An 18862-nucleotide genomic window follows, 5' to 3' on the forward strand; every position below is an offset into this window, starting at 1 on the left:
TTAGTGGCCGCCCACCGCGCGCAGGAGACCTGTGGACAACCGCCGATGACGCCGGGCGCCGGTGCGCGCTAGAGTCCCCGCAACGTGACGTTACTGATCGGTAAGGGGAGCGGCATGAGGCTTGGCATCAACCTCGGTTACTGGGGCGCCGGGATGGACGGCGACAACCTCGCCGTGGCGCAGGAGGCGGACCGGCTCGGCTACGCGGTCTGCTGGGCCGCCGAGGCGTACGGATCCGACGCCCCCACGGTCCTGTCCTGGGTCGCCTCCCGCACCGAGCGGATCGACGTCGGCTCGGCGATCTTCCAGATCCCGGCCCGCACCCCCGCCATGACCGCGATGACCGCGGCCACCCTCGACTCGCTCTCCGGCGGCCGCTTCCGCCTCGGCCTCGGCGTCTCCGGCCCGCAGGTCTCCGAGGGCTGGTACGGCGTGAAGTTCGACAAGCCGCTCGCCCGCACCCGCGAGTACGTCGACATCGTCCGCAAGGCGCTCTCCCGCGAGCGCCTGTCGTACGAGGGCGCGCACTGGACGCTGCCGCTGCCCGACGGCCCCGGCAAGCCGCTCAAGCTCACCGTCCACCCCACCCGCGAGCGCATCCCGCTCTACATCGCGGCGATCGGCCCCAAGAACCTGGAGCAGACCGGCGAGATCGCCGACGGCGCGCTGCTGATCTTCCCCTCGGCCGAGCACCTTGAGGAGACCGCCCTCGCGCCGCTGCGGGCGGGCCGCGCCAAGGCCGGGCTGACGATGGACGGCTTCGACGTCTGCCCGACGCTGCCGCTCGCCGTCGGCGAGGACGTCGACGCGCTCGCCGACATGTTCCGCCCGTACACCGCGCTGTACGTCGGCGGCATGGGCAGCCGCAAGCAGAACTTCTACAACAAGCTCGCCACCCGCATGGGATACGGCAAGGAGGCCGCCGAGATCCAGGACCGGTACCTGACCGGCGACAAGGACGGCGCGGCCGCCGCCGTCCCGCGGCAGCTGATCGACCAGACCTCGCTGCTCGGCCCCGTCGAGCGGATCGCGGAGCGGATGCAGGCCTACGCCGCCGCGGGCGTCACCACCCTGACGCTGGCCCCCGCCGGATTCACCCTGGACGAGCGGCTCGCCGCCCTGCGCGCGGGCACCGAGGCGCTGGAGAAGGCCGGGCTCGCCTGATACGGGAAGCCGCCCGGTGCACGGGCACCGGGCGGCTCGCGGACCGCGGCCGTGGTGGGGGCTCGGGGTTCTCCCCGCCACGGCCGGCACCGTGGAAAACGTTCCGCCGACCACCCGGTTACGCCCCCGCTCGTTCGTACGGAGGAACGATCCTCCACCTCCGGTTGCCGCCCTTGCCGACCCGCTCTTGACTTTTCCTCCAGGCGTGTCTTCGGAGGTGGTGCTGATGCTCTCGGCCCGGAGCCTGTTCCAGGAAATCCTCGGCAACGACGAGGCGTACCGACTCTTCTGCTCCATCGCCGCGGGCGGCGAGTCCCAGGGCGGCTGGGAGAACGGGCGGATCGCCGCCCTCATCCCCGAGGGCCGGCGCGATCTGGCGCCGAAGGCCGCCCGGCACGGCGCCGACGAGGACAAGCACGGCCGGATCTTCCGCGCCCTGCTGCACAAACGCGGCCTGGCGGCGGCCACCGTCCCCGCCGCCACCGACTACACGATGCTCCTGGAACGCCGCGGCATCGGCCTCGCCCACGACCGGCTGCGCGCCGCGGAGCCGCTGACCGAGGAGGACGTCATCACCTACCTCGCGCACAGCCGGGTCACCGAACAGCGCGCCTCCGAGCAGATGCGGCTGCTGCGCAAGCACTTTGGCGACCATCCCGAGCTGGGCCGCGCGGTCCGGATGATCTCCCAGGACGAGGACAACCACCTCGCCTACTGCCACGAGGAACTGCTCCGCCTCGCCCGCGACGGCCACGGCCGCACCATCCAGCGGATCCTGCGCGACTGCGCGCTCGCCGAGATCGCCGTCTACCGGGACGTCAGCCTCGCCGTCATGGACCACATGGGCCGCATCCTCGGCTGGCCCGCCCCCAAGGCGGCCCTGCTCGCCGCCGGCATCCACCTGCTGTACGGCTACGAACGCCTCGTCGGCTGGCGCCGGATGGTAAGCCTCCGGATGCCCGCGCGGCGCGACGCCCTGGGCGGGCCGGTCACCGAGTACGCCTGAGCCGGATGCGTGCCGGGGCCGCTCACAGCCAGCCGCGCCGCTTGAACAGCCGGTACAGCGAGAACTCGATGACCACCATCGCCAGCAGCACCCCGGCGTAGCCGAAGCGCAGCCCCAGCTCCGGCATGTGGCGGAAGTTCATGCCGTAGATCCCGGCGATCAGCGTGGGCACCGCGGCCAGCGCCGCCCACGCGGAGATCTTGCGCATGTCGTCGTTCTGCCGCACGCCCATCTGCGCCAGATGGGCGGAGAGGATGTCGGACAGCAGCCGGTCCAGGCCGTCCACCGAGTCGTTGGCGCGCGCCAGATGGTCGCCGACGTCGCGGAAGAAGGGCCGCGAACCGTCGTGCACGAACGGCACGCCGTTCTCCTGGAGGCGCGACAGCGGCTCGGTCAACGGTCCCGTGGCGCGCCGGAACTCCATCACCTGGCGCTTGAACGCGTAGATCTCGGCGGCGGTGTTCCGGCTCTCCGAACGGTCCGGGGAGAAGACCTCGGCCTCCAGGTCCTCCAGATCCGCCTGCAGCTCCCCGGCCACCTCGATGTAGTGGTCGACCACCGCGTCGCTGACCGCGTAGAGCACCGAGGTCGGGCCGTGCCGGAGGGTTCCCGGCTGATGCTCCAGACGCCGCCGGACGGCCGCCAGCGGGCCGGTCTCGCCGTGCCGGACGGTGACGACGAAGGCGTCGCCGACGAAGACCATCAGCTCCGTCGCGGTCACGGTGGCGGTGTCGTCGTCGTAGGCGATGGGCTTGAGCACCATGAACAGCGAGTCGTCGTAGACCTCCAGCTTCGGCCGCTGGTGGGCCTTGAGGGCGTCCTCGACGGCCAGTGGGTGCAGCCCGAACTCGCCGCTGATCCGCTCGAACTCCGCCGGGGTCGGCTCGTGGACGCCCAGCCACAGGAAGGCGTGGCCGGGCCGGCGGCGTGCCTCCCGGAGCGCGCTCGGGAAGTCCTCGGGCCGCTCCGCGCGGCGCCCGTCCCGGTAGATGGCGCAGTCCACGATCACACCAGGCATTCTCACCCCGCCCCCGCGCTCCTGCCAGGGAAGGGTTCCGGTACTCCTGCCGGGGAGCGGCCCGGGGAACGTAGGGTGGCCGCCATGCCCACGCTGATCCTGGTGCGGCACGGCCGCTCCACCGCCAACACCTCCGGCGTCCTCGCGGGCCGGACACCCAACATCGCCCTCGACGAGCGCGGCACGGCGCAGGCCGCGGCGCTCCCCGCGCGGCTGGCGCAGGTGCCGCTCGCCGCCGCCGTCACCAGCCCGTTGCAGCGCTGCCGCCAGACGCTCCGCCCGCTGCTCGACGCCCGCCCGGGGCTGCCGCTGCACATCGACGACCGGATCAACGAGTGCGACTACGGCGACTGGTCGGGCCGCAAGCTCGCCGAGCTGAGCGGCGAGCCGCTGATGGAGGTCGTCCAGCGCCACCCCTCGGCCGCCGCCTTCCCCGGGGGCGAGTCGATGCGCGCCATGCAGGCGCGCGCGGCCGACGCCGTCCACGACTGGAACGCCCGGATCGAGGCGGCGCACGGCCCGGACGCCACCTATCTGATGTGCTCGCACGGCGACGTGATCAAGGCGCTGGTCGCCGAGGCGCTCGGCCTCCACCTCGATCTCTTCCAGCGGATCTCCGTCGAGCCCTGCTCGGTCACCGCGATCCGCTGGACCCGGCTGCGGCCCTTCCTCGTACGCCTCGGGGACACCGGGGACTTCGGCGGACTGGTGCCCTCGCCGGACGCGACGGGCGCTGGGGACGGCGGTGAGGCGGCCGTGGGCGGTGGTGCGGGAGCACCGTGATCAGCGGGCGCAGTAGGGTGGTGCGACGGCGCTGCCCGTGACACCTCTGCGAACCGTGCCGTGAGCGCACTGACCGCACTGAACACAGGGGCCGCAGCGACCGCTCAGCCCCCGCAGTCGAGCAATCGGAGCAGGACGTTGTCCCGTCAGGTGTTCTTCTACGACGCGCCGGACCGCTTCGTGGCCGGTACGGTCGGGCTGCCTGGCCGCCGGAGCTTTTTCCTCCAGGCCACCGCGGCCGGCCGGACCACCAGCGTCGCCCTGGAGAAGACGCAGGTCGCCGCGCTCGCCGAGCGGATCGACGAGCTGCTGGACGAGGTGGTGCGGCGCAGCGGCGGCAACGCCCCGGTGCCCGCCGTCGCGCCCGCGGAGCTGGCCGACACCGCGCCGCTGGAGACGCCGGTGGAGGAGGAGTTCCGCGTCGGCACCATGGCGCTCGCCTGGGACGGCGAGGACGAGCGCATGATCATCGAGGCGCAGGCGCTGGTCGAGCTGGACGCCGACAGCGAGGAGGACCTCGCCGAGGCCGAGGAGCGGCTGCTCCAGGACGACGAGAACGGCCCGCCGATGCTGCGGGTGCGGATGACCGGCACCATGGCGCGCGCCTTCGCCAAGCGCGCCCTGGAGGTGGTGAACGCCGGGCGCCCGCCGTGCCCGCTGTGCAGCCTGCCGCTCGACCCCGAGGGCCATGTCTGCCCGCGCCAGAACGGCTACCGGCGGGACGCCTGACCGCCATGGAACCCACCGCAGAACCGGCACTCCCGGGCCCCGCGACACCGCCGGAACGACGGCCCGGGGCCGAGGCGGGCCAGGACGCGCAGGCGGCCTCCCCGAGCCCGGAGAACGCTCCGGCAGCCGCCCTGGACGACCTCGGTTTCCAGGAAGCCTTCCGGAACGACGAGAACCTTCAGGCAGCCTTCCTGAACGCCGGCGAGCTGACCGTGCGCGGCCGTATCGAGGAGGCGTCCAACGCGGTCCTCTTCTGCACCGTGACCCATGAGGGCCGCACCGCCGACGCGGTCTACAAGCCCGTCGCGGGCGAGCGGCCGCTGTGGGACTTCCCCGACGGCAACCTCGCCCAGCGGGAGGTCGCCGCGTACGAGATCTCCCGGGCGACGGGCTGGGGGCTGATCCCGGCCACCGTGCTGCGCGAGGGACCGTACGGACCGGGCATGGTGCAGCGGTGGGTCGAGGTGCCGGGGGCGGACGGCGAGGAGATACCGCCGCTGCTGGCGCTGGTCGAGGGGGACGAGCCGGGGCCGGGCTGGAAGGCGGTCGGGTTCGCGGAGACCGGGCAGGGGCGCCCGGCGCTGCTGGTGCACGCCGACGACGCGCGGCTGCGGCGGCTGGCGGTGCTCGACGCGGTCATCAACAACGGGGACCGCAAGGGCGGCCATCTGCTGCCGGGGCCCGGCGGACGGCTCTTCGCCATCGACCACGGCGTGACCTTCCACACCGACGACAAGCTCCGCACCCTGCTGTGGGGGTGGGCCGGGGAGCCGCTGCCCGACGAGGCGGTCGCGGTGCTGGAGCGGCTCCGCACCGAGCTGGCGGAGAACCGCCCGCTCGCCGCTCGACTGGCCGAACTCCTCACCGCCGCCGAGACCACCGCGCTGCGCGCCCGGGTCGACGCCCTGCTGGCCTCCGGCCGCCATCCCGAGCCCGGCGGCGACTGGCCGCCGATCCCCTGGCCACCGGTCTGACGCGGCGCCGGATCCCGGCGTACGGGGCGCGGGCGGGCGGCGCGCGAGGGGCGCGGACCACGGCCCGATGCACGTTCCGGCTTCGAACGCAAGAACGCCTTTCCGGTCGTTACCGGCCCTCCGGTTCGTATGCGGAACCAGCATCCGGTTAGTCTCAAGACATGCATGCATGGCCCGCTTCTGAGGTCCCCGCCCTGCCCGGTCAGGGCCGCGACCTGAGGATCCACGACACCGCGACCGGCGGACGGGTGACCCTCGACCCCGGTCCCGTCGCCCGTATCTACGTCTGCGGCATCACGCCGTACGACGCCACCCACATGGGGCACGCGGCGACCTACAACGCGTTCGACCTGGTTCAGCGCGTGTGGCTCGACACGAAGCGCCAGGTTCACTACGTGCAGAACGTCACGGATGTCGACGATCCGCTGCTGGAGCGGGCCGTCGCCACCGGGGACGACTGGACGGCGCTCGCCGAACGCGAGACCGCGCTGTTCCGCGAGGACATGACGGCCCTGCGGATGCTCCCGCCCCGCCACTACATCGGAGCCGTCGAGGCGATACCCGGCATCGTCCCGCTCGTCGAACGGCTCCGTGACAGCGGCGCCGCCTACGAGCTGGACGGCGACATCTACTTCTCCGTCTCCTCCGACCCGCACTTCGGCGAGGTCTCCGGACTCGACGCCGAGGCGATGCGGCTGCTCTCCGCCGAACGCGGCGGCGACCCGGAGCGGGAGGGCAAGAAGAACCCCCTCGACCCGATGCTGTGGATGGCCGCCCGCGACGGCGAGCCGAGCTGGGACGGCGGCTCGCTGGGCCGCGGCCGGCCCGGCTGGCACATCGAGTGCGTCGCCATCGCCCTGGAACACCTCGGCATGGGCTTCGACGTCCAGGGCGGCGGCTCCGATCTGGCGTTCCCGCACCACGAGATGGGCGCCTCGCACGCTCAGGCGCTGACCGGCGAGCACCCGTTCGCCAAGGCGTACGTCCACGCCGGGATGGTGGCGCTGGACGGCGAGAAGATGTCGAAGTCCAAGGGCAACCTGGTCTTCGTCTCGGCGGTGCGCCGCGACGGCGTCGACCCGGCGGCGATCCGGCTGGCGCTCCTGTCCCACCACTACCGCAGCGACTGGGAGTGGACCGACGCGGTGCTGGCCGAGGCCGTGGACCGGCTGGCGCGCTGGCGCGCCGCCGTCTCCCGCCCCGACGGCCCGCCCGCCGAGGCGCTGCTGGAGGAGGTCCGTACGGCGCTCGCCGACGACCTGGACTCGCCCGCGGCGCTCGCCGCGGTCGACCGCTGGGCCGCCGCGCAGGAGTCCGCCGGCGGCAGCGACGAGGGCGCGCCCGGTCTGGTCTCGCGCACGGTGGACGCCCTGCTGGGCGTCGCGCTCTAACCGCCCACCTGCTAGAGGGGCGCCTCCGCAGCGGCGGGGGCGCCCCTTTCGCGTACGGCCCGCGTGCGGGGGAGGCCCGGGCAGACGACGGGCGGGGCCGGACCGCCTCGGTCCCGCCCCGCCCGTCCGCGGTGCTCTGTGGGCTACCGCCCGCCGTCGGCCTCCGGCCCGTCCGACGGGTCGGCTCCGGCGTCCTTCGGGTCCCGGGACTCCTTGGGGAGCCGGGGCCAGGTGCGGCCGGAGTCGGTCTGCGGGTCCCGGCGGCGCAGATAGCGCTCGAATTCCCGGGCGATGGCGTCGCCGGACGCCTCCGGCAGATCCGCGGTGTCCCGCGCCTCCTCCAGCGTCTGGACGTACTCGGCGACCTCGCTGTCCTCGGCCGCCAGCTGGTCCACGCCCAGCTGCCAGGCGCGGGCGTCCTCGGTCAGCTCGCCCTGCGGGATGCGGATGCCGAGCAGGTCCTCCAGGCGGTTGAGCAGCGCCAGGCTGGCCTTCGGGTTGGGCGGCTGGGAGACGTAGTGCGGCACCGCGGCCCAGAGGCTGACGGCGGGCACCCCGGCGTGGGTGCACGCCTCCTGGAGGATGCCGACGATGCCGGTGGGGCCCTCGTAGCGGGACTCCTCCAGATCCATGCGGGTGGCGAGGTCGGTGTCCGAGGTGACGCCGCTGACCGGCACCGGCCGGGTGTGCGGGGTGTCGCCGAGCAGCGCGCCGAGCACCACCAGCATCTCCACGCCCAGCTCATGGGCGAAGCCCAGGATCTCGTTGCAGAACGAGCGCCAGCGCATGCTCGGCTCGATGCCGCGGACCAGCACCAGATCGCGGCGGCGGCCCTTGCCGTCGGCGTCGTCGATGCGGACGACGGAGAGCCGCGTGGTGGGCCAGGTGACCTTGCGGACGCCGTCCTCCAGGAAGACGGTCGGGCGGTTGACCTGGAAGTCGTAGTAGTCCTCGGCGTCGAGCGCGGCGAAGACCTTGCCCTGCCATTCCCGGTGCAGATGAGCGACCGCGGCGGAGGCGGCGTCGCCGGCGTCGTTCCAGCCTTCGAACGCGGCCACCATCACCGGGTCGATCAGCTCGGGAACACCCTCCAGCTCGATCACCCAGCGCCTCCTTCCGGCCGGTGTTCCGCCACCGGCACCCCGTTTCCTTGCGTGCGCTCCCAGCCTACGGGGTCCCCACCGCCCGGCCGCAGCCCCTGTGCACGAATGAGTGTCCATTCATCCGAGGTGTTCGGAAGAGCCTTCGAGCGCACGGCCACCCCTGGCGCGCCCGCCGTCACACCGCCGCCCGCACCCACTGCTCCACGCCCGCGAGGTGGACCGTCGCCCACGCCCGGGCCGCCTCCGCGTCGCCGTCGCGCAGGGCGGCGAGGATCGCGCGGTGCTCGGCGAGCGTCCGGGCCACCACGTCCCGCTGCGCCGGCCCGCTCCGGGCCCGGGGGGCCGGCCCCGACAGGCCCTCCAGCAGCGCGCAGAGCACGGAGTTGCCGGACGCCGCCGCGATCCGCCGGTGGAACTCCAGGTCACCGGCGGCCAGCTCCGCCTCCGACGGCTCGGGACCCAGCGCGTCCAACCCGGCGGCCAGCGCGTCGAGTTCGGCCGCGCCGATCCGTCCGGCGGCCAGCGCGGTGGCGGCGGGCTCCAGGATCCGGCGGACGGCGAGGAACTCCAGCACGGTGTCGTCGCGGTGGAGGTCCACCACGAAGCTCAGCGCCTCCAGCAGCAGCCGGGGGGCGAGGCTGGTGACGTAGGTGCCGTCGCCCTGCCGTACGTCGAGGACGCGGATCAGCGACAGCGCCCGCACCGCCTCGCGCAGCGAATTGCGGGACAGGCCCAGCTCCGCGGCGAGTTCGCTCTCCCTGGGCAGCCGGTCGCCCGGCCGCAGCGCCCCCGAGACGATCATCCCCTTGATCTTCTCGATGGCCTCGTCAGTGACTCCCACGGCCGACCTCCCCGTTCGGAACCGCCGGACATCCTTCCCCAGACATCCGATGTCTGGTTCATTATGGCCCGGCCTCCGACGGCCGTCGTACCGTGCGCCCGCACACGCCGGAGGGGCGGCCCCTTGCGGGAGCCGCCCCTCTGCCGGGCCTCGCGCGGGCGCGGGCCCCGGGCTCAGCCTTCGAGCATGCCCTTCACCTTGGCGCGGACGTCCTCCGTGTCCAGGCCGCGGATGGTCAGCGTGGTGCGGCGGCGCAGCACGTCGTCCACGGTCTCGGCCCACTCGTGGTCCCGGGCGTAGGCGACCTGCGCCCAGATCTCCGGGGCGTCCGGGTGGATGCGCTCGGCGAGCGCCGGGTTCTCGTTCGCCAGGCGCGCGATGTCGAACGACAGCGAGCCGTAGTGCGTGGCGAGGTGCCGCGCGGTCTCCGGGGCCATCTGCGGGCCGTCGGCGGTGCCGTCGACCAGCAGGCGGTGCGCGACCGCGTTCGGGTTGGCGATACCGGGCAGCGGGAGCTTCTTCGGCAGGCGCGCGATCGGCTCCATGTCGCCGGCCAGCGGGTGGCCGGGCAGCGCGGCGAGCTTGTTCATGACCGTACGGCCGATGTGGCGGAAGGTCGTCCACTTGCCGCCCGCGACGGACAGCATGCCGCCGCTGCCCTCGGTCACGACCGTCTCGCGCTTGGCCTTGGAGGTGTCGCCGGGGCCGCCGGGCAGCACCCGCAGACCGGCGAACGAGTAGGTGATCAGGTCGCGGGAGAGCTGCTGGTCACGGACGGAGAAGGCGGCCTCGTCCAGGATCTGGGCGGTGTCCTTCTCGGTGACCGCGACGTCCGCCGGGTCGCCCTCGTACTCCTCGTCGGTGGTACCGAGCAGCAGCATGTCCTCCCAGGGGAGGGCGAAGGCGATGCGGTACTTGTCGATCGGGGTGGCCAGCGCCGCCTTCCAGGGGGAGGTGCGCTTGAGGACCAGGTGCGCGCCCTTGGAGAGGCGGATGGAGGGGGCCGCGTTCGGGTCCTCCATCTTGCGCAGGTGGTCCACCCACGGGCCGGTCGCGTTGAGGACCAGGCGGCCGCTGACGCCGAACTCCGCGCCGTCCGTGCGGTCCTTCAGCTCGGCACCGGTGACCCGGCCCTGGGTGAAGCGCAGCCCGGTGACCTCGGCGTGGTTGAGGACCGTGGCGCCGGCCGCGACGGCGGCGCGGACGGTCATCAGCGCCATGCGCGCGTCGTTCATCTGGTCGTCGCCGTAGACCGCGACGGCCTTGAGGTTGTCGGTCCGCAGCTCCGGCACGTCGCGCTGGGCCTTGGCCGGGGATATGACGTGGCCGACGCCGTCGCCGAACGCGGAGAGCGCGGAGTAGGCGAAGACACCGGCGCCGAGCTTGGCCGCGCCGTGCGGGCCGCCCTTGTAGACGGGCAGGTAGAAGGTGAGGGGGTTGGCGAGGTGCGGCGCCACCTCACGGGAGACCGCACGCCGCTCGAAGTGGTTCTCCGCCACCAGCTTCACCGCGCCGGTCTGCAGGTAGCGCAGTCCGCCGTGGAGCAGCTTGGAGGAGGCGGAGGAGGTGGCGCCGGCGAAGTCGCCGGCGTCCACCAGGGCCACCCGCAGTCCGGCCTGCGCGGCGTGCCAGGCAGTGGAGATGCCCAGGATGCCGCCACCGATCACCAGGAGGTCGTACGTCGCCTTGGACAGCTGTTCCCGGGTTTCGGCGCGGCTCGGGGTCGAACCGTCGGCCGGGTGCGTCCCGAGTGCCGGGACGCTCTGCAGGGTGCTCATCAATTACTCCTCGACAGTGTCGTCGTCGAGCCAGCCCATGGAGCGTTCCACTGCCTTGAGCCAGCTCTTGTACTCGCGGTCACGGGTGGCCGCATCCATCCGGGGGGTCCATTCGGCGGCCCGGCGCCAGTTGGCGCGCAGCTCGTCGGTGCTGGACCAGAAGCCGACGGCCAGACCGGCCGCGTAGGCAGCGCCGAGGCAGGTCGTCTCGGCGACCATCGGGCGCACCACCGGCGCGTCCAGGAAGTCCGAGATGGTCTGCATCAGCAGGTTGTTGGAGGTCATGCCGCCGTCGACCTTGAGTGCGGTCAGCTCGACGCCGGAGTCCTTCGTCATGGCGTCGGTGATCTCGCGGGTCTGCCAGGCGGTGGCCTCGAGCACGGCGCGGGCGATGTGCGCCTTGGTGACGTAGCGGGTCAGACCCGCGATCACGCCGCGCGCGTCGGAGCGCCAGTAGGGGGCGAACAGGCCGGAGAAGGCCGGGACGAAGTAGGCGCCGCCGTTGTCCTCGACGGTGGAGGCCAGCGTCTCGATCTCCGCGGCGGAGTTGATCAGGCCCATCTGGTCGCGCATCCACTGCACCAGCGAACCGGTGACGGCGATGGAGCCTTCCAGCGCGTAGACCGCGTCCTGGTCGCCGATGCGGTAGCCGACGGTGGTCAGCAGACCGTTGTACGAGTTCACCGGCTGGTTGCCGGTGTTCATCAGCATGAAGGTGCCGGTGCCGTACGTGGACTTGGCCTCGCCCTGCGAGAAGCAGGTCTGGCCGAAGAGCGCGGCCTGCTGGTCGCCGAGGGCGGAGGCGACGGGGACGCCCGCCAGGGTGCCGGCGGCGGTGGTGCCGTAGACCTCGGCGGAGGACTTGATCTCCGGGAGGACGGCGGCGGGGATGCCGATCGACTGGAGGATCTTCTCGTCCCACTCCAGCGTGTGGAGGTTCATCAGCAGGGTGCGCGAGGCGTTGGTGACGTCCGTGACGTGCACACCGCCGTTCACGCCACCGGTGAGGTTCCAGATGACCCAGGAGTCCATGGTGCCGAAGAGGATGTCGCCGCGCTCGGCGCGCTCGCGCAGCCCCTCGACGTTGTCCAGCAGCCAGCGGATCTTCGGGCCCGCGAAGTACGAGGCCAGCGGCAGGCCGGTCTCGCGGCGGAAGCGGTCCTGGCCGACGTTGCGGCCCAGCTCCTTGCAGAGCGCGTCGGTGCGGGTGTCCTGCCAGACGATGGCGTTGTGGACCGGCTCACCGGTGTGCTTGTCCCACAGCAGCGTGGTCTCGCGCTGGTTGGTGATGCCGATCGCCTTGACGTCGTCGGCGGTGACGCCGGCCTTCGCGACGGCGCCGGCCACGACCTGCTGGACGTTCGCCCAGATCTCGGCGGCATCGTGTTCGACCCAGCCGGGCTTGGGGAAGATCTGTTCGTGCTCCTTCTGGTCGACCGACACGATGCGGCCGTCCTTGTCGAACACGATGCAGCGGCTGGAGGTCGTGCCCTGGTCGATGGCCGCGATGAACGGGCCGTGACCGTGGGAGGAGGTGGAGGGGGTGTCGCTCATGGTGTGCTCCAGTGATTCTGTGCGGGCGGAGTCGGTACGGGGACGCGGCTCAGGCGAATGCCACCTGATAGATGCCACCGGCGATGGCTCCGCCAATCAGCGGGCCGACGACCGGGATCCATGCGTAGCCCCAGTCGGAGCCGCCCTTGTTCGGCAGCGGCAGCAGCGCGTGCACGATACGCGGGCCGAGGTCGCGGACCGGGTTGATCGCGTAGCCGGTCGGACCGCCGAGGGACAGACCGATGCCGACGACGACGAGCGCCACCAGCAGCGAGCCGATCGGGCCGACGCCCTTGCCGTTGTCGCTCAGGCCCAGGTTGAGGATCGCCAGCACGAGCACGATGGTGGCGATGATCTCGGTCACGAGGTTCTGAACGGCGTTCCGGATCTCCGGGCCGGTGGAGAAGATGCCGAGGACGGGGCCCGCCTTGGGAGCGGTGGCCTTGTCGACCATGCCTTCCTGGCCATTGTGGGCGGCCAGCACCTCCGGGTCGGACAGATGCGCCCGGAACTGCCCGTAGTAGGTCAGCCAGACCAGTACCGCGCCGATCATGGCGCCGAGCAGCTGGCCGGCGAAGTACACCGGCACCTGGCTCCACTCGGTGCCGCCCTTGATCGCGAGGGCGAGGGTCACCGCGGGGTTGAGGTGCGCACCGGACTGTACGGCGATGTACGCGCCCGTGAGTACGGCGAAGCCCCAACCGAAGGCGATGGCGACCCAGCCGGCCGCATACGCCTTGGAGCGCTTGAAGGTGACGGCGGCGCAGACGCCACCGCCGAGCAGTATCAGAACAGCGGTACCTATGGTCTCGCTGAGGAAGATGTCGGAGCTGGACACCCGCGACTCCTTTGTCCTTCGTCCAGGGGAAGGCGAACCCCGGGTCTCCGGTGGTCCGCGCCCTCCGAGAGGGCTGTGGTCGGCCCCGCGGCATTGCCCACCATAACGAATATTGCCGAGTGGTGTTCGACAATGCCGACCGACGAACGGCAGTTTTGTCCACCTGTTGAACGGCGTCAAGGGTTCTGTGGCGAAAAATTAACCTGGACAAGCAGTGGCAATACGGATCAGAACCGGCCCGCGCCCAGGTCCCTGGACACGGCCCGTGCGCAATCCCTGACAGCAGCGACGATTTCCGGCCGCACGACGCCGTCCTGGCACACCCGCTCGACGGCCCCGGTGATGCCCACCGAACCCACCGGCATCCGCCGCCGGTCGTGCACCGGGGCGGCCACCGATGCCACGCCCTCCCAGGTCTCCTCGACGTCCGCGGCCCACCCGCGCGCCCGGGTCAGCTCCAGCGCCGCCTCGAAGGCGTCCGCCCCGGTCACCGTGTGCGGGGTGAGCGCCTCCCGCGCCACCTCCGCCACCTCGCTGTGCGCCACCGGGTCGTACGCGCACAGCACCTTGCCCAGCGCGGTGCTGTACAGCGGGTGCATCGCGCCCACCTCCAGGACCTGACGGCTGTCGTCCGGCCGGAAGACGTGGTGCACGATCAGCACGCCCTGCTGGTGCAGCACGCCGAGGTAGACGCTCTCGCCGCTGGAGCGCGCCAGGTCGTCGGTCCACACCAGGGCGCGGGCGCGCAGTTCGTGGACGTCGAGATAGCTGTTGCCCAGGCGCAGCAGTTCGGCGCCGAGCTGGTAGCGGCCGGACGCCGGGTCCTGCTCGACGAACCCCTCCTGCTGGAGGGTGCGCAGGATGCCGTGGGTGGTGCCCTTGGCCAGGCCGATCGCGGAGGAGATGTCGGACAGTCCCAGCCGCCGTTCCCCGCCGGCCAGCAGCCGCAGCACCGCGGCGGCTCGCTCCAGCGACTGGATGGTGCGTGCCATCGGACAACCTCCAAGATGCGCGGTTCGACAATGCTGAACGATATCGGTCGATGCCGAACCGCGGGAGGGTCGGAGTCCACTCGCGATCATGGCCGGTCTACGCCGCTCCGGTCCATTCGGAGTCCAGGCGCTGGAACAGAGCGACATCTGTACGGCCCCGCCAGCTAGGCTGGCGGCGTGCGCCGTCCACCGGGGGGCGCAAAGCCGACAGCCGTCGCAACCAGGGGAGCACCTCCATGGCCTCGTACACGTCCACGCCCGACAGCGCGTCCCGCGTCGATTCCTTCCGCGAGGCGCTGGCCTCGCGGGTGGTGGTCGCCGACGGGGCGATGGGCACGATGCTGCAGGCGCAGGATCCGTCGATGGAGGACTTCCAGCAGCTGGAAGGCTGCAACGAGGTCCTCAACATCACCCGGCCGGACATCGTCCGCTCGGTGCACGAGGAGTACTTCGCCGTCGGCGTCGACTGCGTGGAGACCAACACCTTCGGCGCCAACTTCGCCGCACTGGCGGAATACGACATTCCCGAGCGCGTCTTCGAACTCTCCGAGGCGGGCGCCCGCATCGCCCGCGAGGTCGCCGACGAGTTCACCGCCTCGACGGGACAGCAGCGCTGGGTCCTCGGCTCGATGGGCCCCGGCACCAAGCTGCCCACCCTCGGCCACGCCCCGTACACCACCCTCCGCGACGCCTACCAGCGCAATGCCGAGGGCATGATCGCCGGCGGCGCCGATGCGCTGCTGGTCGAGACCACCCAGGACCTGCTCCAGACGAAGGCGGCCGTCCTCGGCGCCCGCCGCGCCCTGGCCGCCACCGGCGCGAAGCTGCCGGTCATCTGCTCCGTCACCGTCGAGACCACCGGCACCATGCTGCTCGGCTCCGAGATCGGTGCCGCGCTCACCGCGCTGGAGCCGCTGGGCATCGACATGATCGGCCTCAACTGCGCCACCGGCCCCGCCGAGATGAGCGAGCACCTGCGCTATCTCGCCCGCCACTCCCGCGTCCCGCTCGCCTGCATGCCCAACGCCGGTCTGCCGGTCCTGGGCAAGGACGGCGCCCACTACCCGCTGACCGCGGGGGAACTCGCCGACGCCCAGGAGACGTTCGTCGGCGAGTACGGACTCTCCCTCGTCGGCGGCTGCTGCGGCACCACGCCCGAGCATCTGCGTCAGGTCGTCGAGCGGGTCCGCGGCCTGGCCCCGGCGCCCCGCGAGCCGCGCCCCGAGCCCGGCGCCGCCTCCCTCTACCAGACCGTGCCCTTCCGGCAGGACACCTCGTACCTCGCGATCGGCGAGCGGACCAACGCCAACGGTTCGAAGAAGTTCCGCGAGGCGATGCTGGAGGGCCGCTGGGACGACTGCGTGGAGATGGCCCGCGACCAGATCCGCGAGGGCGCCCACATGCTCGACCTCTGCGTCGACTACGTCGGACGGGACGGCGTCGCCGACATGGAGGAGCTGGCCGGCCGCTTCGCCACCGCCTCCACCCTCCCCATCGTCCTCGACTCCACCGAACTGCCCGTCCTGCGCGCCGGACTGGAGAAGCTGGGCGGCCGCGCCGTCATCAACTCCGTCAACTACGAGGACGGCGACGGCCCCGAGTCCCGCTTCGCCAAGGTCACCGCCCTCGCCGCCGAGCACGGCGCGGCGCTCATCGCGCTGACCATCGACGAGGAGGGCCAGGCCCGCACCGCCGAGAACAAGGTCGCCATCGCCGAGCGCCTCATCGCCGACCTGACCGGCAACTGGGGCATCCACGAGTCCGACATCCTCATCGACACCCTGACCTTCACCATCTGCACCGGCCAGGAGGAGTCCCGCAAGGACGGCATCGCCACCATCGAGGCGATCCGCGAGCTGAAGCGCCGTCACCCGGACGTCCAGACCACCCTCGGCCTGTCCAACATCTCCTTCGGCCTCAACCCGGCCGCCCGCATCCTGCTCAACTCCGTCTTCCTCGACGAGTGCGTCAAGGCCGGCCTGGACTCGGCGATCGTGCACGCCAGCAAGATCCTGCCGATCGCCCGCTTCAGCGAGGAGGAGGTGCAGACGGCCCTCGACCTGATCCACGACCGCCGCGCCGAGGGCTACGACCCGCTGCAGAAGCTCATGGCGCTGTTCGAGGGCGCCACCGCCAAGTCCCTGAAGGCGGGCAAGGCCGAGGAACTGGCCGCCCTGCCGCTGGAGGAGCGCCTGGCCCGCCGCATCATCGACGGCGAGAAGAACGGCCTGGAGGCCGACCTCGACGAGGCGCTGCGCTCCACCCCCGCCCTCGACATCGTCAACAACACCCTCCTGGAGGGCATGAAGGTCGTCGGCGAACTCTTCGGCTCCGGCCAGATGCAGCTGCCGTTCGTCCTGCAGTCCGCCGAGGTCATGAAGACCGCGGTGGCCCATCTCGAACCGCACATGGAGAAGGTCGACGACGGCGACGGCGCGGGCAAGGGCACCATCGTGCTCGCGACCGTCCGCGGCGACGTCCACGACATCGGCAAGAACCTCGTCGACATCATCCTCTCCAACAACGGCTACAACGTCGTCAACCTCGGCATCAAGCAGCCGGTCGCCGCGATCCTGGAAGCCGCCGAGGAGCACCGCGCCGACGTCATCGGCATGTCGGGGCTGCTGGTCAAGTCCACGGTGATCATGAAGGAGAACCTGGAGGAGCTGAACCAGCGCAAGATGGCCGCCGACTACCCGGTCATCCTCGGCGGCGCCGCCCTCACCCGCGCCTACGTCGAACAGGACCTCCACGAGATCTACGACGGCGAGGTCCGCTACGCCCGCGACGCGTTCGAGGGGCTGCGCCTGATGGACGCGCTGATCGCCGTCAAGCGCGGCGTGCCCGGCGCCACCCTGCCCGAGCTGAAGCAGCGCCGCGTGCCCAAGCGCGAGACGGCCGCCCTGGAGGTCGAGGAGCCCGAGGGCTCGGTCCGCTCCGACGTCGCGACCGACAACCCGGTCCCCGCCCCGCCGTTCTGGGGCACCCGCGTCGTCAAGGGCATCCAGCTCGCCGACTACGCCTCCTGGCTGGACGAGGGCGCCCTCTTCAAGGGCCAGTGGGGCCTCAAGCAGGCACGCACCGGCGACGGCCCCAGCTACGAGGAGCTGGTGGAGACCGAGGGACGGCCGCGGCTGCGCGGCTGGCTCGACCGGCTCCAGACGGAGAACCTGCTGGAGGCCGCCGTCGTCCACGGCTACTTCCCGTGCGTCTCCAAGGGCGACGACCTCATCCTGCTCCACGAGGACGGCACCGAGCGCACCCGCTTCACCTTCCCGCGCCAGCGCCGCGGCCGCCGGCTGTGCCTGGCGGACTTCTTCCGCCCGGAGGAGACCGGCGAGAGGGATGTCGTCGGCCTCCAGGTCGTCACCGTCGGCTCCCGCATCGGCGAGGAGACCGCCAAGCTCTTCGCCGCCAACTCCTACCGCGACTACCTGGAGCTGCACGGCCTCTCCGTCCAGCTCGCGGAGGCGCTGGCCGAGTACTGGCACGCCCGGGTCCGTGCCGAGCTGGGCTTCGGCGGCGAGGACCCGTCCGAGGTCGAGGACATGTTCGCCCTCAAGTACCGCGGCGCCCGCTTCTCCCTGGGCTACGGCGCCTGCCCCGACCTGGAGGACCGCGCGAAGATCGCCGACCTCCTCCAGCCGGAGCGCATCGGCGTCCAGCTCTCCGAGGAGTTCCAGCTCCACCCCGAGCAGTCCACCGACGCGATCGTGATCCACCACCCCGAGGCGAAGTACTTCAACGCCCGGTGAGCACCCGGGCCGTCCGTCGCCCGAACGGCGGACGGCCCGCTTCCGCGTCACCCCCCGGACCGGCACGCACCGTCGTACACTGGTCGGTCCGGTAGCGGCCGGTCAGCACCCCACTCCGGGGCGGTGGCCGGCCCTTTTGTCCCCCAGGGGACGTCCTCACGGAGGTGGACGGATGACCAGCAGCATCCCCGCGGCCGACTCCCGGGCGGCGAAGGACACCGCCCTCCAGGCAGTCTTCCTCGACCTGGACGGCACGCTCGTCGACACCGAGGGCTTCTGGTGGGAGGCGGAGTCCGAGGTCTTCGCCGAACTGGGCCACGTCCTCGACGACACCCACCGCGAGGCCGTCGTCGGTGGGCCGATGACCCGCAGCGCCGGATATCTGATTCAGGCCACCGGTGCCCAGATCGGCCTGCCGGAGCTGAGCGGACTGCTCAACGCCCGCTTCGCCGCCCGGATCGGCCGCGGCGTGCCGCTGATGCCCGGCGCCCGCCGGCTGCTGGCCGAACTGGCCGCCCACGGCGTCCCCACGGCGCTGGTCTCCGCCTCGCACCGCACCATCATCGACCGCATGCTGCACTCGCTGGGCCCCGCCCACTTCCATCTGACCCTCGCCGGTGACGAACTGGAACGCACCAAGCCGCATCCGGACCCGTACCTCACCGCGGCGGCACGGCTGGGTGTCGACCCGGCGCGGTGCGCGGTGGTGGAGGACACCCTCACGGGGGTGCGCGCGGGCGAGGCGGCCGGGTGCCGGGTCGTCGCCGTGCCGTCGGTGGTGCCGGTGCCGCCCGCCGCGGGCCGGACCGTCGTCCGGTCACTCGAAGAAGTTGATCTTTCTTTTCTCCGGGCCCTCATCACGGAAAGCAATTGACGCGTGCACTGAGCGTTCCTCCGGGAAAGCGGCGGGAACTCAGGGCAGTGGTCCGCTCATTT

At 71.9% G+C, this 18862-nt stretch carries 15 protein-coding genes; 8 read left to right on the forward strand and 7 right to left on the reverse strand.

Annotated elements, in window-relative coordinates; all coding sequences use genetic code 11:
• The first annotated feature begins 114 nt into the window (after positions 1-114).
• A complete protein-coding gene (locus ABT345_RS26300) occupies positions 115-1164 on the forward strand; it encodes an LLM class F420-dependent oxidoreductase (RefSeq protein WP_345093168.1) in 1050 nt (349 codons plus the stop codon).
• Between the two features lie 226 nt (positions 1165-1390).
• Positions 1391-2170 (forward strand): ferritin-like domain-containing protein, encoded by a 780-nt coding sequence (locus ABT345_RS26305; protein ID WP_345093553.1) that lies wholly within the window; start codon positions 1391-1393, stop codon positions 2168-2170.
• A 22-nt stretch (positions 2171-2192) separates the two neighbouring features.
• On the opposite strand, the gene ABT345_RS26310 is transcribed toward ABT345_RS26305, so the two are convergent.
• On the reverse strand, positions 2193-3188 hold the full coding sequence (locus ABT345_RS26310; RefSeq protein WP_345093165.1) for a magnesium and cobalt transport protein CorA: 996 nt from the start codon (positions 3186-3188) through the stop codon (positions 2193-2195).
• An 84-nt stretch (positions 3189-3272) separates the two neighbouring features.
• On the opposite strand from ABT345_RS26310, the gene ABT345_RS26315 reads away from it, so the two are divergent.
• The 4 genes from ABT345_RS26315 to mshC all read left to right on the forward strand — a co-directional run bounded on the left by ABT345_RS26315 (position 3273) and on the right by mshC (position 7065).
• Complete coding sequence (locus ABT345_RS26315) at positions 3273-3971, forward strand: histidine phosphatase family protein (RefSeq protein WP_345093162.1); 699 nt, start codon at positions 3273-3275, stop codon at positions 3969-3971.
• A 138-nt stretch (positions 3972-4109) separates the two neighbouring features.
• Positions 4110-4700: a DUF3090 domain-containing protein gene (locus ABT345_RS26320; protein WP_078654012.1), complete on the forward strand. Its 591-nt coding sequence runs from the start codon at positions 4110-4112 to the stop codon at positions 4698-4700.
• 5 nt (positions 4701-4705) lie between these two features.
• Positions 4706-5674: an SCO1664 family protein gene (locus ABT345_RS26325; protein ID WP_345093157.1), complete on the forward strand. Its 969-nt coding sequence runs from the start codon at positions 4706-4708 to the stop codon at positions 5672-5674.
• A gap of 161 nt (positions 5675-5835) precedes the next feature.
• Positions 5836-7065, forward strand: a complete 1230-nt coding sequence (gene mshC, locus ABT345_RS26330; protein WP_345093155.1) for a cysteine--1-D-myo-inosityl 2-amino-2-deoxy-alpha-D-glucopyranoside ligase — start codon at positions 5836-5838, stop codon at positions 7063-7065.
• A gap of 143 nt (positions 7066-7208) precedes the next feature.
• On the opposite strand, the gene ABT345_RS26335 is transcribed toward mshC, so the two are convergent.
• The 6 genes from ABT345_RS26335 to ABT345_RS26360 form a co-directional block, all read right to left on the reverse strand.
• Complete coding sequence (locus ABT345_RS26335) at positions 7209-8168, reverse strand: PAC2 family protein (protein WP_345093153.1); 960 nt, start codon at positions 8166-8168, stop codon at positions 7209-7211.
• A gap of 175 nt (positions 8169-8343) precedes the next feature.
• Positions 8344-9009, reverse strand: coding sequence for a FadR/GntR family transcriptional regulator (locus ABT345_RS26340; RefSeq protein WP_345093150.1), 666 nt, complete (start codon positions 9007-9009; stop codon positions 8344-8346).
• Positions 9010-9182: 173 nt separating this feature from the next.
• A complete protein-coding gene (locus ABT345_RS26345) occupies positions 9183-10787 on the reverse strand; it encodes a glycerol-3-phosphate dehydrogenase/oxidase (RefSeq protein WP_345093147.1) in 1605 nt (534 codons plus the stop codon).
• Positions 10788-10790: 3 nt separating this feature from the next.
• Complete coding sequence (glpK, locus tag ABT345_RS26350) at positions 10791-12341, reverse strand: glycerol kinase GlpK (RefSeq protein WP_345093144.1); 1551 nt, start codon at positions 12339-12341, stop codon at positions 10791-10793.
• Positions 12342-12390: 49 nt separating this feature from the next.
• Complete coding sequence (locus tag ABT345_RS26355) at positions 12391-13179, reverse strand: MIP/aquaporin family protein (protein ID WP_345093141.1); 789 nt, start codon at positions 13177-13179, stop codon at positions 12391-12393.
• Between the two features lie 227 nt (positions 13180-13406).
• Positions 13407-14171 (reverse strand): IclR family transcriptional regulator, encoded by a 765-nt coding sequence (locus ABT345_RS26360; protein ID WP_345093138.1) that lies wholly within the window; start codon positions 14169-14171, stop codon positions 13407-13409.
• 236 nt (positions 14172-14407) lie between these two features.
• On the opposite strand from ABT345_RS26360, the gene metH reads away from it, so the two are divergent.
• The gene (gene metH, locus ABT345_RS26365; protein ID WP_345093135.1) at positions 14408-17926 is read left to right on the forward strand and encodes a methionine synthase; all 3519 of its coding nucleotides are present in this window, start codon (positions 14408-14410) and stop codon (positions 17924-17926) included.
• A 172-nt stretch (positions 17927-18098) separates the two neighbouring features.
• The gene (locus tag ABT345_RS26370) at positions 18099-18800 is read left to right on the forward strand and encodes an HAD family hydrolase (protein WP_345093132.1); all 702 of its coding nucleotides are present in this window, start codon (positions 18099-18101) and stop codon (positions 18798-18800) included.
• Positions 18801-18862: the final 62 nt, after the last annotated feature.

Origin of the sequence: Streptomyces sp. NPDC000404 (assembly GCF_040300365.1) — a bacterium.
In the GTDB taxonomy this organism is placed as follows: domain Bacteria; phylum Actinomycetota; class Actinomycetes; order Streptomycetales; family Streptomycetaceae; genus Streptomyces; species Streptomyces ramulosus.

Bases quoted from the DNA above. Each gene is read 5' to 3' on its own strand.
- ABT345_RS26315 (WP_345093162.1), top strand. From the start codon at position 3,273: ATGCCCACGCTGATCCTGGTGCGGCACGGCCGCTCCACCGCCAACACC.
- mshC (WP_345093155.1), top strand. From the start codon at position 5,836: ATGCATGCATGGCCCGCTTCTGAGGTCCCCGCCCTGCCCGGTCAGGGC.
- glpK (WP_345093144.1), bottom strand. From the start codon at position 12,341: ATGAGCGACACCCCCTCCACCTCCTCCCACGGTCACGGCCCGTTCATC.
- ABT345_RS26345 (WP_345093147.1), bottom strand. From the start codon at position 10,787: ATGAGCACCCTGCAGAGCGTCCCGGCACTCGGGACGCACCCGGCCGAC.
- ABT345_RS26300 (WP_345093168.1), top strand. From the start codon at position 115: ATGAGGCTTGGCATCAACCTCGGTTACTGGGGCGCCGGGATGGACGGC.
- metH (WP_345093135.1), top strand. From the start codon at position 14,408: ATGGCCTCGTACACGTCCACGCCCGACAGCGCGTCCCGCGTCGATTCC.
- ABT345_RS26310 (WP_345093165.1), bottom strand. From the start codon at position 3,188: ATGCCTGGTGTGATCGTGGACTGCGCCATCTACCGGGACGGGCGCCGC.
- ABT345_RS26325 (WP_345093157.1), top strand. From the start codon at position 4,706: ATGGAACCCACCGCAGAACCGGCACTCCCGGGCCCCGCGACACCGCCG.
- ABT345_RS26305 (WP_345093553.1), top strand. From the start codon at position 1,391: ATGCTCTCGGCCCGGAGCCTGTTCCAGGAAATCCTCGGCAACGACGAG.
- ABT345_RS26360 (WP_345093138.1), bottom strand. From the start codon at position 14,171: ATGGCACGCACCATCCAGTCGCTGGAGCGAGCCGCCGCGGTGCTGCGG.
- ABT345_RS26370 (WP_345093132.1), top strand. From the start codon at position 18,099: ATGACCAGCAGCATCCCCGCGGCCGACTCCCGGGCGGCGAAGGACACC.